The organism is Bacillus sp. AFS001701 (genome assembly GCF_002559405.1).
Classification (GTDB): Bacteria; Bacillota; Bacilli; order Bacillales; family Bacillaceae_G; genus Gottfriedia.
Genome location: NZ_NTZO01000033.1, coordinates 1 through 13,719 on the forward strand (window position 1 = coordinate 1; position 13,719 = coordinate 13,719).

The 13,719-nt window shown below is 30.4% G+C and carries 15 protein-coding genes and 1 other RNA gene; 10 read left to right on the plus strand and 6 right to left on the minus strand.

Features of this window, described 5'->3' with window-relative positions:
* The 3 genes from CN514_RS03475 to ssrS all read left to right on the plus strand — a co-directional run.
* Positions 1 to 1,801 (plus strand): dynamin family protein (locus CN514_RS03475; protein ID WP_141529291.1); only part of this gene is annotated, 1,801 nt, incomplete at its 5' end.
* A 21-nt stretch (positions 1,802 to 1,822) separates the two neighbouring features.
* Positions 1,823 to 2,656 carry a sulfurtransferase gene (locus CN514_RS03480; protein ID WP_098231400.1) on the plus strand — a complete coding sequence of 278 codons (834 nt, stop codon included), beginning with the start codon at positions 1,823 to 1,825 and terminating at the stop codon, positions 2,654 to 2,656.
* Between the two features lie 48 nt (positions 2,657 to 2,704).
* Positions 2,705 to 2,887, plus strand: a non-coding RNA gene (gene ssrS / locus CN514_RS03485) — 6S RNA.
* 5 nt (positions 2,888 to 2,892) lie between these two features.
* Here ssrS and CN514_RS03490 read toward each other — a convergent pair.
* Complete coding sequence (locus CN514_RS03490) at positions 2,893 to 3,828, minus strand: DMT family transporter (protein ID WP_176525779.1); 936 nt, start codon at positions 3,826 to 3,828, stop codon at positions 2,893 to 2,895.
* Positions 3,829 to 3,844: 16 nt separating this feature from the next.
* Positions 3,845 to 4,225 carry a reverse transcriptase-like protein gene (locus CN514_RS03495; protein WP_098231402.1) on the minus strand — a complete coding sequence of 127 codons (381 nt, stop codon included), beginning with the start codon at positions 4,223 to 4,225 and terminating at the stop codon, positions 3,845 to 3,847.
* A 132-nt stretch (positions 4,226 to 4,357) separates the two neighbouring features.
* Here CN514_RS03495 and CN514_RS03500 point away from each other — a divergent pair, with 132 nt between their 5' ends.
* Positions 4,358 to 5,014, plus strand: a complete 657-nt coding sequence (locus tag CN514_RS03500) for a reverse transcriptase-like protein (protein ID WP_098231403.1) — start codon at positions 4,358 to 4,360, stop codon at positions 5,012 to 5,014.
* A 16-nt stretch (positions 5,015 to 5,030) separates the two neighbouring features.
* Entirely contained in the window at positions 5,031 to 5,216 is a 186-nt protein-coding gene (locus CN514_RS03505; RefSeq protein ID WP_098231412.1) for a zinc-finger domain-containing protein, read from the plus strand.
* Between the two features lie 491 nt (positions 5,217 to 5,707).
* Here CN514_RS03505 and CN514_RS03510 read toward each other — a convergent pair whose 3' ends face one another.
* Positions 5,708 to 5,953: a DUF2564 family protein gene (locus CN514_RS03510; RefSeq protein WP_098231404.1), complete on the minus strand. Its 246-nt coding sequence runs from the start codon at positions 5,951 to 5,953 to the stop codon at positions 5,708 to 5,710.
* Positions 5,954 to 6,117: 164 nt separating this feature from the next.
* Positions 6,118 to 6,315, minus strand: coding sequence for a cold-shock protein CspD (cspD, locus tag CN514_RS03515; RefSeq protein ID WP_056466512.1), 198 nt, complete (start codon positions 6,313 to 6,315; stop codon positions 6,118 to 6,120).
* Between the two features lie 304 nt (positions 6,316 to 6,619).
* On the opposite strand from cspD, the gene CN514_RS03520 reads away from it, so the two are divergent.
* From CN514_RS03520 to CN514_RS03535, 4 genes are all read left to right on the plus strand, one after another.
* Positions 6,620 to 6,844: a hypothetical protein gene (locus CN514_RS03520; RefSeq protein WP_098231405.1), complete on the plus strand. Its 225-nt coding sequence runs from the start codon at positions 6,620 to 6,622 to the stop codon at positions 6,842 to 6,844.
* Positions 6,845 to 7,008: 164 nt separating this feature from the next.
* Positions 7,009 to 9,174 (plus strand): DNA topoisomerase III, encoded by a 2,166-nt coding sequence (locus CN514_RS03525; protein WP_098231406.1) that lies wholly within the window; start codon positions 7,009 to 7,011, stop codon positions 9,172 to 9,174.
* An 81-nt stretch (positions 9,175 to 9,255) separates the two neighbouring features.
* Positions 9,256 to 9,633: a hypothetical protein gene (locus CN514_RS03530; RefSeq protein WP_098231407.1), complete on the plus strand. Its 378-nt coding sequence runs from the start codon at positions 9,256 to 9,258 to the stop codon at positions 9,631 to 9,633.
* Positions 9,634 to 9,794: 161 nt separating this feature from the next.
* The gene (locus CN514_RS03535) at positions 9,795 to 10,163 is read left to right on the plus strand and encodes a DUF3979 family protein (protein WP_098231408.1); all 369 of its coding nucleotides are present in this window, start codon (positions 9,795 to 9,797) and stop codon (positions 10,161 to 10,163) included.
* Here the strand turns inward: CN514_RS03535 and CN514_RS03540 are convergent.
* Positions 10,160 to 11,209: a YkvI family membrane protein gene (locus CN514_RS03540; protein WP_098231409.1), complete on the minus strand. Its 1,050-nt coding sequence runs from the start codon at positions 11,207 to 11,209 to the stop codon at positions 10,160 to 10,162. The genes CN514_RS03535 and CN514_RS03540 overlap by 4 nt on opposite strands.
* A gap of 194 nt (positions 11,210 to 11,403) precedes the next feature.
* Here CN514_RS03540 and CN514_RS03545 point away from each other — a divergent pair, with 194 nt between their 5' ends.
* Complete coding sequence (locus CN514_RS03545; RefSeq protein ID WP_098231410.1) at positions 11,404 to 12,687, plus strand: MDR family MFS transporter; 1,284 nt, start codon at positions 11,404 to 11,406, stop codon at positions 12,685 to 12,687.
* Positions 12,688 to 12,724: 37 nt separating this feature from the next.
* Here CN514_RS03545 and CN514_RS03550 read toward each other — a convergent pair whose 3' ends face one another.
* A complete protein-coding gene (locus CN514_RS03550; protein WP_098231411.1) occupies positions 12,725 to 13,663 on the minus strand; it encodes a metal ABC transporter substrate-binding protein in 939 nt (312 codons plus the stop codon).
* Positions 13,664 to 13,719: the final 56 nt, after the last annotated feature.

The window sequence follows — 13,719 nt, forward strand, 5'->3', positions numbered from 1 at the left end:
GAGTAAAATCGGTATTTTAAAAGAAAAAAGAGAACAAATAAAATCAAACGAATACACAATTGCATTATTCGGAGCATTTAGTTCTGGAAAAACATCGTATATAAATACTTTACTTGGCGATCGTGTACTACCTGTTTCTCCACACCCAACAACAGCGGCAATTTGTAAGATTAAACGCTCAACAGCTGAATCAGGTAATAAGAAAGCTGATGTGAGTTATAAATCAGAAAAATCTTTAAAAGAAGAGTTTCTTGATTTCTTCAAAAAATGGGGCGTGGAAGCAAATGAAAAAGAGTGGTTTAGTACCCTTCAAAATTTAATTAAGAAACAAAAGGATAAAATCCCTACTGATGCTTACGTTTATGCAGAAAGCGTATGTCACAATTATGAAGAAATGAAAAGCTTACTAGGTACAACTAAGCGATATGACTTAAGTGAGTATGTAAGTGTTATAAGTGAAGAAAATAGAGCGTGTTTTGTAAAAGAAAGTACAGTTTATTTTGATTGTGAGATCACGTTAAGTGGAATCGTATTAGTGGATACGCCAGGGGGAAATAGTATCCATTCAAGACATACTGAACTAGCATTCGACTATTTGAAAAAAGCTGATTTAATTCTATATGTTGCACATTATCAACATGCCTTTACACGACAAGATGAGTCTTTCTTAATGCAAATCGGACGAATGAGAGAAAGCTTTGATAGTGATAAAGTTTACTTTGTGTTAAATGCTTCGGATTTAGCAAAGGATCAAAACGAAATCGAAATCGTTCAAAATTTCTTTGTAAACCAATTAACGAAACTAGGAGTTCGTTTTCCATCTGTGTTTGCTATTTCAAGTATGCTTCAAATGAAGGGATATGGCGATTCAGAGTTAAATTTGGAAATCCAGAATAATTATAAGAAATTAAATACGAAAATCCAAAATTTCTTCCAATTTGAGATTGCGAATGAAGTCTTTAAAACATTTATTAATGACCTATTAACAATTGAAAAAATCTTACGTGATACGATTAATCGTTTCGAAAGAATAAAACGTGAAAAAGATCAATTCTTCAACGAACTTGAGCAAATTCAGAAAAAAGTTAAAGAAGCGATTAAAAATGCAGAACCTACAAATTTACCAAGAGCATTTATGAAAGAAAACGAACAATTGATTTTCTTTATTGAAAAGCGTATCGAATTAAGGATGCGTGATTTATTCCCTTATTTCTTTAATCCAAGTATTTTCAATAATACAACGAAAAATATTAAACAATTATTTGTAACTAAAATTCGTGAATTTATTTATGAAGTATTGGAAGAAATTTTAAAGGAATTAAGAGTAACAGGATTTAGATTAGAGAAGTTTTTAACGAATGAAATTTCAATGTCTCAAGATCGAGTAATTAGTGAAATACATTCTATTCAATCTGAATTTATCGTTCAAAAAAGTGAAATTAATGAGATCTTACCTGTTTCGATAAAAAATCCTGATCAATTTATTAATGTAGATCGTTTTGAAAGTTTAAAGAATTACTTCAAAAATCCAAAAAGCTTTTTTGTTGAAAACATGAAAGAAACGATGATTGATGAATGCATTAATGAGTTGAGAACACCATTAAAAGACTATTTAGCAAATATGAACAGCTTATTTGCAGAGCATTATCACATTCAATATGTTGATGGATTAAATTCTGTATTACACAACTGTAGCAATCAAATCGAAAATGATGTTCAACAAACAATTAAAGCAACTGAAAACTTAAATGAAGTAGTAGTAGATGAAAAAGTACTAAACTTATTCAAAAAATTAATTTAATATGAGGGTGGACAATTAAAATTGAAAAATATTATTGATGTAAACATTGCAAATAAATTGCGCTTAAATAAAAATGTTGTATTCTTAGATTGTCGATTTCAATTGTCAAATCCTGAATATGGTTTAAGTGAGTATCAGATAAATCATATTCCGCTTTCTCGTTATGTTGATTTAAATAATGACTTATCTAGTCCTGTACAAAAGCATGGAGGCAGACATCCGTTTCCTAATTTAAATGATTTTGGAAATCTTTTAGGAAATCTGGGGATCGATCATGATACGATTGTTATTTGTTATGACGATGGTACGAATGATAATGCCGCAAGATGTTGGTTTTTATGTAATTTAGTAGGGCATCAGTTTACTTTTGTTTTAAATGGTGGTTATAAAAAATGGTTGGAAAATGATTTTGATGTAACTACAAAAATTGAAGAAGTAACGCCAAAAAAATTCGAAATTAATGTTCATGAGAATATGATTACTTCGATGAATGAAGTTAAGAAGAATGGTGAAAAGGAGGATTTCAATTTAATTGATTCTAGAGAATCTATTCGATATATTGGCGAATTTGAACCTATTGACCGAATTGCAGGCCATATACCTGGAGCAAAAAATTCATTTTGGAAAGATGTTTTAAATGAAGCGGGAGAATTTAAAACAAAAGAAGAATTACAAACTCTTTTTAAACCATTTAACAATAACAATGAAACTGTTGTTTATTGTGGTTCAGGTGTCACTGGTTGTGTTAATTATTTAGGATTAGTTGAAGCTGGTTATACGAATGTAAAACTTTATCCGGGAAGTTTTAGTGACTGGATTTCTTATGAAGAAAATGTTGTGAATAAGAAAAAATAATTAGTTGCAAAATAGTTTTAATTGGTATAGAATGAGAATACAAATTAACAAAACCTGCTGTGTGCGTTGTCAGTTTATGCCTTAAACCAATGATTTTGTATAGGAAGACCGATATTTAAGTAACAACATCGTGCCTATTTATAGGAGGATGAAAGTTACTTGTGAGGACATCCACCTTGGAGTTCGGTTTACTTTAGGCATAAAAGGAACAACGGCATTTGCGGGAAAAAAACCATTCACATTTTGTGAATGGTTTTTTCTTCTTTATATAATTGCTTTTTACTTTTGTTCTTTCGAATTTGAGTTACGATTGTAGAAACTAAAATTAAGCTGCAACCGAATAAACCAATTTCTTGTAATCTTTCTCCACCATAATAATACCCAGTAATCGCTGCAAAAACTGGCTCAGTAGCGAGAATAATTCCTACTTCAGTCGCACTTATTGTACGTTGGGCAAACATTTGGATAAAGAATGCTGCAGCGGTACAAAAAATTGCTGTAAATAGAATTGAAAAAACAAAATATTTATTTGTCCATAATGCTTGGTTGAAAACGACTTGCCAATCTTCAAAGATTAATGCAAATGTCCATGAGGCTAGACCTACAAAAGTTATTTGTACAGTTGCCAGTTGTAATGAATTATAACTTGGTGAGTAGATCGTTGAATAAATAATATGAAGAGCAAACGCAATCGCACTGAAAATGGAAATAATATCACCAGAATTAAACTTGGAATTTGTTGATAGAGTTAATAAAAATAATCCGATGAAGGCAATAATTGCACATGCATTTTCCCTTAAAGTAGGTTTTTTCTTATATTTAAAGAATAAAAGAAAAGGTACAATTGCAACACTAATACCTATTATAAAACCTGATTTGGATATAGACGTGTAATGTAATCCAAATGTTTGAAATACAAAACCTAGAAATAAAAATAATCCTATAACGATTCCAGGGAAAATAAAACCCGCTTTTCCACGATATCTTTTATTATTTTTTCGATTTAATAAAGTTTGAACTGTAAATAATACAATTGCTGCTACTATAAATCGTAATGCATTAAATGTAAATGGTTGGACAAACTTAAGTGTTTCTTTAACAATGAAAAGCGAAGAACCCCAAATGAAGGACACAAAGAGTAAAGAAGAAAAAGCGATTAATTTATTTTTCATATCGTCCATTCCTTTTTTATTTTATAGCTTTTCGAGCAAGTTCATCAGCAACCTTATTTGCGTTTGATGGAATCCATTTAATAAAGAAAAGTTCAAGCTGATTAATCATCTTAAGTGCTTTCTCTAATAAAGGAATAAACAAATCGTTTTTCGAATATTTCTTATCAATACTTTCTTCAACGATTTTTGAATCTGTACGGAATGAAACAATTGTTAAATTATTTTTGACACAATAATCTAGTGCAAGAAGCAATGCATGAAACTCAGCTTCATGATTAGACATCGAATCTAATGGAATACTTAAAAAAACAGGTTCTTTAATTCCTTTTATGAAAATACCTGCACCAGAAGGCCCGGGATTTCCTTTGGAAGCTCCGTCAATATAAACTTCAATCATAGTAAACCTCCAACACTTATATATGTACCATTTTAGTATATATTCAAAAAAATGAAAACTTAAAATATGAAATGAAGTAATTTATATTTAACTATAGCAAGTCTAAAATAGACAATAGAAGAGGTGTGTCGGATGAAGCTAAAGATCAGTTGGAAGTATCAAACGAAAAAGAAATATCAAATTACACTTGAAACTGAATGGTTAGAAATAAAAGAAGCACTACTTTTAGCGGAAGATTTTGAAAGTACAGGTAGAACAAGAGAAATCATCTTTTTAGATCAATTCGACACAGAGTGGACTAAAAAACAAGTAATAAAGTACTTAAAAGAACTAGAAGAAGAACCTCATAATATTTCAATACTTTTTGACGGTGGATTTGATCTTGCAACCTCAATATCTGGAATAGGTGTATGCTTATACTTTAGTCAAAATGGTAAAAACTATCGAAAAAGGTTTAATGAAAAATTAGATGGATTATTGACAAATAATGAAGCCGAATTTGCTGCGATTGAAAATGCAATCCTACTATTAGAGGAAATGAATATAACAGGACAAACGATTGTTATTAAAGGAGATTCACAAGTAGTCATTAATCAATTAAATGGAGATTGGCCATGTTATGAAGAACAACATGAACGATTCATAAATCGAATTGAAAGAAAATGTAAAAACTTAAAATTAACCTTACAATTAGAACTTATTAAACGCAATGATAATAAAGAAGCTCATAATCTAGCAACGCAAGCACTTAAAGGGAATAAGATAATAAGTACGATTGAAGTTACATGAAGAGGTGAATTGAATGATGGAACGTAAAGAAATTTTGGATGAAATAGATACTTTAATAAAGACTTATTGCGATGGCTGTTTTGTCTATAAACATTTTAGAAAAGACCATAGTCAAAAATTCGCACAATCTTTTTGTATTAATAAATGTACGGTTGGAGAAAAAATAAAAACGATCGGTAAGCAGTTAACTTCTGACTGTTAAAGATTAAATGAACCAAGGGTCCCAAAAAGTATTCCATTATGGGAACCCTCTTTTTTTAATGGGAATATGGATGAAATGTTAGAAAAGAAGCTAGAACTGCAAAAAATTAGCAAATTAAAAATAGAGAACCGCAAATGAAATTTACAAAACTGCAATTAAATCCAAGATTATCGCAAATAAATTTAAATATTACCTATACCAGTAAGGGTATTAAGCGCCAATAATTGTACAATAGCCGAATCTTTTTAATGGAAAACTATCAAATATGCTCTAAAACACATTCTAAATCATATAAAAATATTCTAATAATCATAAATAAGGAATGATTCTTTAACTATACCCCACTATAGATTAACATAGTTAAGGTAATAATATAATGTTCCCAAACGTACGTATTTTGTATTTATAACCTAATATTTTATATTTTAACGATTAAAAAAGAGGTGTCTCTCAAGTCCGATAACCTGACTTTTGAGACAACCTCTTTTACATTATATTTGAGCTTCTCTTATTTGTTGCTCAATTTGCATTAAGTCTTCTTCTTGTTTCTTTAAAAACTCATCATCTAAATCAGTAGCAAGGCCCTTCATTTTTTCAAGTTGTTCTCTTGCTTGATTAACTGCAGTTGTTGCATCTGTTAATTGCTGCTCGTCCATGCTCATTGTTGCATAGCCCACAAGCTTTTGTGCAGCTTTAACTTTCATTTCAACATCTTCAAAATTATTAAAGTTTGACATAAACACCCTCCTTATTTCACTTCGTAGTATTCCCAAATAAAATAGGAATCATGAAAAGCGAGAGGATTTTTTTGTTTAAGTAAACTGAATAATTCTTAATATGATCTCTTAGGAAAAATAAAAAAGGACTGATAAGATCAGTCCTTTATGTAGTCAAGTTTATATTATAGCTTTACTACGTTAGCAGCTTGAGGTCCACGGTTACCTTCAACAATGTCAAAAGAAACTTCAGCACCTTCTTCTAAAGATTTGAATCCGTCAGTTTGGATTGCTGAGAAATGTACGAATACATCGTCTCCACCTTCAACTTCGATGAATCCGAAACCTTTTTCATTGTTGAACCATTTTACTTTTCCTTGCATTTTTCTTTTCCTCCTAAAACATTGCACATGAAGCGCGAAAGAATTTCCATTTATTAATATTTTTTATAATAAATGTTGAAATTAATATACAACTATTAAGAATATAAGTCAAGTAAGCGCTTAATATCAAAATATACATTCAATTGACTTAAAAATTTCATAAATAAAATAAAAAGTTAATATGAATTTGTGAAGTTATTCACAAAAAGAAAAGTACATGATATACTACAGCCATAGCAGTTATTTTAAATTACTAGTAAGAATCAATCTTGATTTCACTTTATAAAGAGACGGAGAGATGAAAATGATTCATTGTGAATGGATTGAATTTAATATTGAAAATGATTTAATCACAGAGGAAAAATTTGAAGAAATGATGAATGATACATTTCAAGCAATGATGGTAGACGAAAATAACTTTCCTCAATATATATGGACAGCTAATTATGTTGTCATTGTAACAAAACGAATTAAAGTATTAGAAGAGGTTGAATTTATTCAAATACCACGTAATCCAGCGTGTAGTTAAAGCTTCTAATTGGAAGAGAAGTAAAGGCAGTGCAAGAGAATGAATTCTTTTGGTACTGCCTTTTTTTCGTTTCTTACTGCTTTCCCTACCATTACATAAGTTATATAATAACTATATCTAACAATTAAGTGATACAAAAATTAGTTTAAAATGTGAGGAAGAAAATGAAATTAATTATTGCCGAAAAGCCTGATCAAGGTTTAAAGCTTGCAGCCCCTTTTAAGTTTCAAAAGAAAAAAGGGTTCTTAGTCATTCAACCTAACGAGTTTTTCCCAAAAGGTGCTTATTTAACTTGGGCTATTGGGCATTTATGTGAGTTATTATCACCTGAAGAATATGATGAAAAATGGAAAAAGTGGTCATTAAATACTTTGCCAATTATACCTAATCGCTTTGGGCATAAAGTATCAAAAGGAAAATGGGATCAATTTTCAATCATTAAGAACTTAGTCCATTTAGATGAGGTTACCGAAATAATTCTTGCAGGTGACTGTGAACGGGAAGGAGAACATATCGTTCGCCTTATTTTAAATTTAGCTGGAAATAAAAAGCCAATGAGAAGACTTTGGATTTCGTCACTAACAGAAAATGCTGTTAAAAAAGGATTTAGTCAACTATTGGATGAAAGTGAAACAAAAAGCTTATTCTTTGAGGCGTATAGCCGTGCATGTGCTGATTGGTTAGTTGGGATGAATGCATCAAGAGTATATTCATTACATTTACAAAAAAAAGGAATCCAGGATGTATTTTCGTTAGGAAGAGTTCAAACACCAACACTCGCTCTTATTGTCAAAAGAGAACTTGAGATTGAAAGGTTTAATTCCGAACCTTATTGGGAGGTTTTTGCTACTTTTCAGTTTGATAAGCAAAAGTTTTTTGGAAAATGGCATAACGAATCAGAATCTAAAATTATGTCAAAGGAATTAGCTGAAAAAATTGCTGGCTTTTGTGAAAATAAAAACGTAAAAATTACTGATATTGAGCAAGAAAGAAAAGAGTTTCAACCACCTTTTCTTTATAATTTATCGGCTCTCCAAGCAGATGCAAACAGTAAATATAAATTTTCACCACAAAAAACACTCGAGATTGCACAAAAACTTTATGTTAAAGGGAATATTTCATACCCACGTTCAGACTCAAGTTTTATTACGAAAGAAGAAGCAATGATGCTCCCAGATATATTGAAGAAACTTGAAAATATTGAGCAATTTTCAAAATTCTTTCCTCTGCCAAATCAATCTATATTAAATAATAGTCGCTATGTTAATGAGAAAAAGGTCACTGATCACTATGCAATTATTCCTACTGAGCAAGTACCGAATATCCATAAAATGAATGATGAGGAATTGAAAATATATGAATTAATTGTAAATCGTTTAATTAGTGCACATTATCCTAATTCAATTTTTGATTATACAACAATTCATACGTTAGTAGACGGGCGAGCGACTTTTATTTCAAAAGGGAAAGTAATGGTTCAAGAAGGTTGGCGTAAAGTCATATTCGAAAAATCAAAAGAAAAAAATACAGAAGAACAAAATTTACCTGTTGTTGAAACTGGGCAAGAAGGAATTGTTAAAAAGGTAGAGGTAAAAGAAAAGAAAACCCAAGCGCCGAAAAGATATACAGAGGGACAATTAATAACATTAATGAAGTCTGCCGGAAAACATATTGATAATCCGGAATTAACGAAAATACTAAATAAAACTGAAGGACTAGGTACAGAGGCAACTAGGGCTGGTATTATTGGTACTTTAAAAAATAGAAAATATATTGAAGTTAAGAAAAATCAAGTTTTTGCTACTGATAAAGGGAAGCTTATAATTTATGCTCTAGGGGAAAATATTTTAACTTCACCTGAAATGACTGCAAAATGGGAACAGAGATTAAATGAAATTGGTGAAGGAAAAGCAAGTAGTCTTGAGTTTATGGAACAAACAAAAAAATTAACTGAAAAAATAATCCATGATGCATTTGAAAACGAAAAGATATGGAATTTTTCAGAGTTTAAAATTGAAGAGATGCAAAATTCGAAGTTTGGTCCGAAGAAAAAATCAACAAGTGTTGGAAAATGTATTAAATGTGGTGGTAAAATGATTGATAAAGGGTCATTTTATGGGTGCGATCAATTCCAAAAAACAAAATGTGAAGTGACAATTTCAAAAAAAATATTAGGAAAAACAATTACAAAGGCGTTAATAAAGCAGTTATTAAACGGTGAGACTACAGAAGTTATTAAAGGTTTTTCAAAGGATGGCAAAGAATTTGAGGCTTCTTTAAAATTTAATGAATCAGGGAAGATTCTGTTTATCCAAAATTCCATTAAATAAAGTGGGGCATAATGTAATTTAACTAGTCAATTCTATTTTTTATTGCATATACTTATATACAATGATAATAGGAGGATTAGAGTGAAGGAATTCTATAGCAATGAACAAGTTTTTCTAACTGGTGGAATTGTTCCTTCCGTCTATTCATTATGTATAGACTGTAATCGGAAAATTGTACATGTACTTGACTTGGATCGAGTGGGCACTAGGCCTGTATGTGTATCATTTTCTAACAGTTTTGCAGAAAATATTTTTGAACAAATAAGCTTATCAACGTTAGGAAGTTACTTAGAATACCAATATTTAATTTATACTACAGAAGGTATTGTAACAAAATGGAAAAATAACGAACTTATAGCGTTAACTAATTTAGAAGAATGTAAACCGGAATTCATTAGTTTAATGAAAGAAAGAAGAAATACATGGTCTAAATATAAAGCCTTATACAATCGAAAATAAATAAAAAGGATTACTCTTCGATTTAAGAGTAATCCTTTTCAATTTGAGAACAAAATTTCAGGATCTCCAGCTTAAAAACAACTTTTGAAGCGGCATATTCCTGTCTTTTCCTGTCTTTATTTGTTAAACTATCAACATATCTTAAATTAGAAGGTGACAAAATGATTTGTTTTTTAGAAAATACCTTTCAAATAAAATTAGAAAAAAATGATAAAGGTGATTATCCGATTATTGTGACTGACGAAGGAATTTTTAGCGAGATAAGTCAAAAAGATAAACCGAGCACATATGTTAAGTTTATTATAAATGAATATGATGAGTTGACGATTGATTGGTATATCGAAAATGAAAATCGCTTCTCTGTAAAAAGCCTACAAGTTCATCAAATGATCTTAATAAACGATCATGATGAAAATTCTATTCAATTTGTATTAGAACGTTGGCAAAGTAGGATGTTTAAGATTCAATGGAAGCCAAAATTACACATTGAATTTGGTTTATATTATGAAGTTTGCGATGATTGCGATTAAGATGATTTTTTAGGTTTTAGTAAGGTTAGGATAACAAGAAAACTAATCCAACCGATCAGTGGATATAGGAATGTTAATAATGGTCCATAGCCAATAATGCTAATAAACAGGCAGCAAATTAATAATAAGATAACGACTAAATTTGTATTTAATCGGATATATGAATTAATTTGTCTAGACATCCCATATATATTACCAACTAGTGTGGTGAAAATTTCAGCTAGAATAACCATTAGGAAAAAGTAATAGAAAATTGGATGGATTTTTTTGATTACTTCTACCATTGGAATTTCATATTGTTGAAAATTGGTTACACCTGATACGTTCAGGTGAATTAGTAATAAAATAGTACCTAATATTAGACCGCCTAATACACCGCCTTGTACAATAGAAGATTTTTCTTTGCACTCAAAACCAATCGGTACTAAAACAGCTTGGGCTAACGCCATATTTAAACAAACATAGGTTATTGGTTTTGTAAACACTGTATAGTTAAGCGTATTAATAGAAGGAAGAATATGGTCTAGTGTTATTTCATGCATCGTAAATGGTAAATGTGAGTTGATGAAAACTGCGACGATAAAAGCACACATAATTGGGACTACCGTATTATTTAGACTGAATAAACCACTTGTCCCTTTTCTTAAAACCATAAAAGTCAAAATGATAAAAAATAATGATCCGATAAATGAATCAAAATGTAAGTAATTTTTAAATACAGCTCCAGCACCAGATAACATGACACTTGTAACGCCAATTAAAACAAAGAATAATAGCCCATTAATAATATTTCCTCCGAGTTCTCCAAACAATAGTACATTAAATTGCTGAGCAGAATTTAATTTATATGTATGAGCAATTGTCATAATTTTAGTTCCAAACCAACAAAATAATATAGTGGCAAAAAGGATCCCCATTGCACCAAATACCCCGTTAATTGAAAAGAACTCTACAATTTCTTTACCCGTAGCAAAACCTGCTCCAATCACTGTTCCGACATACGTAAAGGCTATATTTCGAGCTTCTTTACTAAAGTTGAATTTCATAGGAAGTCCTCCTAAATGTAGTACTAAATTGTATGATACATATTAGGAAAATAGACATGCTCCTTTCGTAAAAGTTTTAACCAAATCAATTAAATGCATTTATCGAATTCATAGAAGAAGGAAGTACCAATTAAAATTCAATTTACGCATTTTTTTAATTATGTTAAAGTGAGAAGGTTAGGGGGACGGACATCATGAATATACTTAAATGGAATTTAAATATGAAGATCAGGCTTGTTGCTGAGTTTTTCTTTGGATTATTCTTTTGGATGTATTTACCATTTTTAGCAATTTATTTTGCTGAAGAATTAGGTAAAGTGACAGCAGGGATCTTACTAATGTGCTCTCAAGCTGTTGGAGTATTTGCAAATTTAATCGGTGGATATTTGGCTGATACATACGGCCGAAAACGAATGATGGTAATTTCAGCGTTCATTCAAGCTGGAGGAATGATTTTACTAACAATTGCAAATTCGCCAATTTTAAATTCTCCATGGCTAACTTTTTTGGGGTTTGCAATTATTAGTGTCACAGGAATGCTTTATAATCCAGCAAGTTCGGCTATGGTAGCAGATACGGTTGAAGATAAAGATGAAAGAAACTTAGTCTTCGCTGTTTTTTATACGATGATAAATATTAATGTAGTGATCGGACCAATTATCGGTGGGATTTTATTTTTTAAAGCAAGATTTTTATTATTTACTACATCTTCATTGATTTTTTTAATTGTCGCTTTTATGATTCTACTATTAATAAAGGAGTCATTACCAGACTCTGTAAGACAAGAAAAAGAAGCGTCTATTTCAAAAGTTTTAATTAAACAATTAAAGAATTATCGTGTAATTTTTACTGATAAGGTTTTTTTCTTATTTGTTGCAGCTGGTATATTAATCTCTCAAACTTTTACTCAATTAGATTTATTACTAGCGGTTTATATAAAAGAAAGTATTCCTGTTCAAACGTTATTTAGTTTTAGCGATTTTACTTTAAAGACAAATAGTGAAACATTATTTAGCTGGGTCATAGCCGAAAACGGTTTAATCGTAGCATTATTTACAGTTTTAATAACGAAATTTGCCAATAAGTTTAATGAAAGATTTTTATTTTTTGCATCATCTGTTTGTTATGCCTTATCCATGTTCTTGTTTGGATTCACGCTATCAGCCTATGTTATTTTTATTGCAATGGCACTCTTTACTTTGGGTGAGATATTAGTTGTAGGAAATCAGAACTCATTTATTGCAAAAATTGCTCCTGAAAATCAACGTGGACAGTATTTTGCAGCAGCAGGTTTAAGATGGTCACTCGGACGAACTATTGCACCATTAACGATTCCACTAGCTGGGCTAATTGGATATAAATGGACATTTAGCATAATTTCGATCCTAGCCTTGATTGGAGCATATTTATTTGAATTAATGTTTAAAGAAATCAAGAAAAAACCTGAACCGTTTTCTGAAAATATGAAGGTAGGATAAAGTAGTAAAAGAGGACCCAACAAATTGGGTCCTCTTTTTAACGGTTATTTAAAGTCTTATCTAGCGTGTCTATATTTTCTTGCATTAAGTCGAAATAATCTTTATGTTTCTTTAAATCATCTTCTGAAATAGTTGCTAGGTGGTTAAGTCTTAAGATTTCAGCATGGGTTTCATTTTTTACAACTGTTGCTACTTTTGGTGTAGCAAACGTTTCAAACAAAATATATTTGACATGATGTTCTTTAACAAAATCAACAACTTTCTTTAAATCCTTCTGTGATGGCTCTTGAGAAGGGGAAAGTCCTGTGATTGGGATTTGTTCAATTCCGTAATGTTGTTCCAAATATCCATAAGCTGCATGTGAAACGACAATATCCTTACGTGCAGAATGTAAAACTAAATTCCTTAATTCATTATCAAGTTCATCAAATTGATTTTCAATTTTATCATAATTTGCTTCAAAGTACTGTTTGTTTTTTGGCATTAATTTAACTAATTCATCTCTAATATTTTGTGCTTCAATTTTTGCACGAGATGGATCTAACCAAACATGTGGATCAACGTCATGATGATCTTCATCTCTCTCAATTTCTTCTTCGTTTGACTTTATTAACTCTATATTTTTAGTTGCCTCTAAGATTGCAACATGATTATTTTTAAGTGTATCTTTGATTTTATCTGCAAAAGGTTCCATACCTGCACCATTGTAAACAAATAAATCGGAGTTAGCGATTTTTACTATTTGTTTAGAAGTTGGTTCAAAATCATGGGTATCAACACCAGTAGGGTATATGGAATGTACATCAACGTATTTACCACCAATTTTTTCTGCAAAATCTTGTAGAGGATAAATGGTTGTATAAATCGTTAGTTTATTTTTATTTTTAGTACTTTGCTGATGCGTGTCTTTATTGCAAGCTGACAGAACTGCACTTATTAATAGCAAAGTCGTTATTGCTAATTTTTTAAATTTCATTTTTTTCTCTCCCTAAAAAATTAATCATTTTAGTATTTTATAATGAGGTTGTTAAT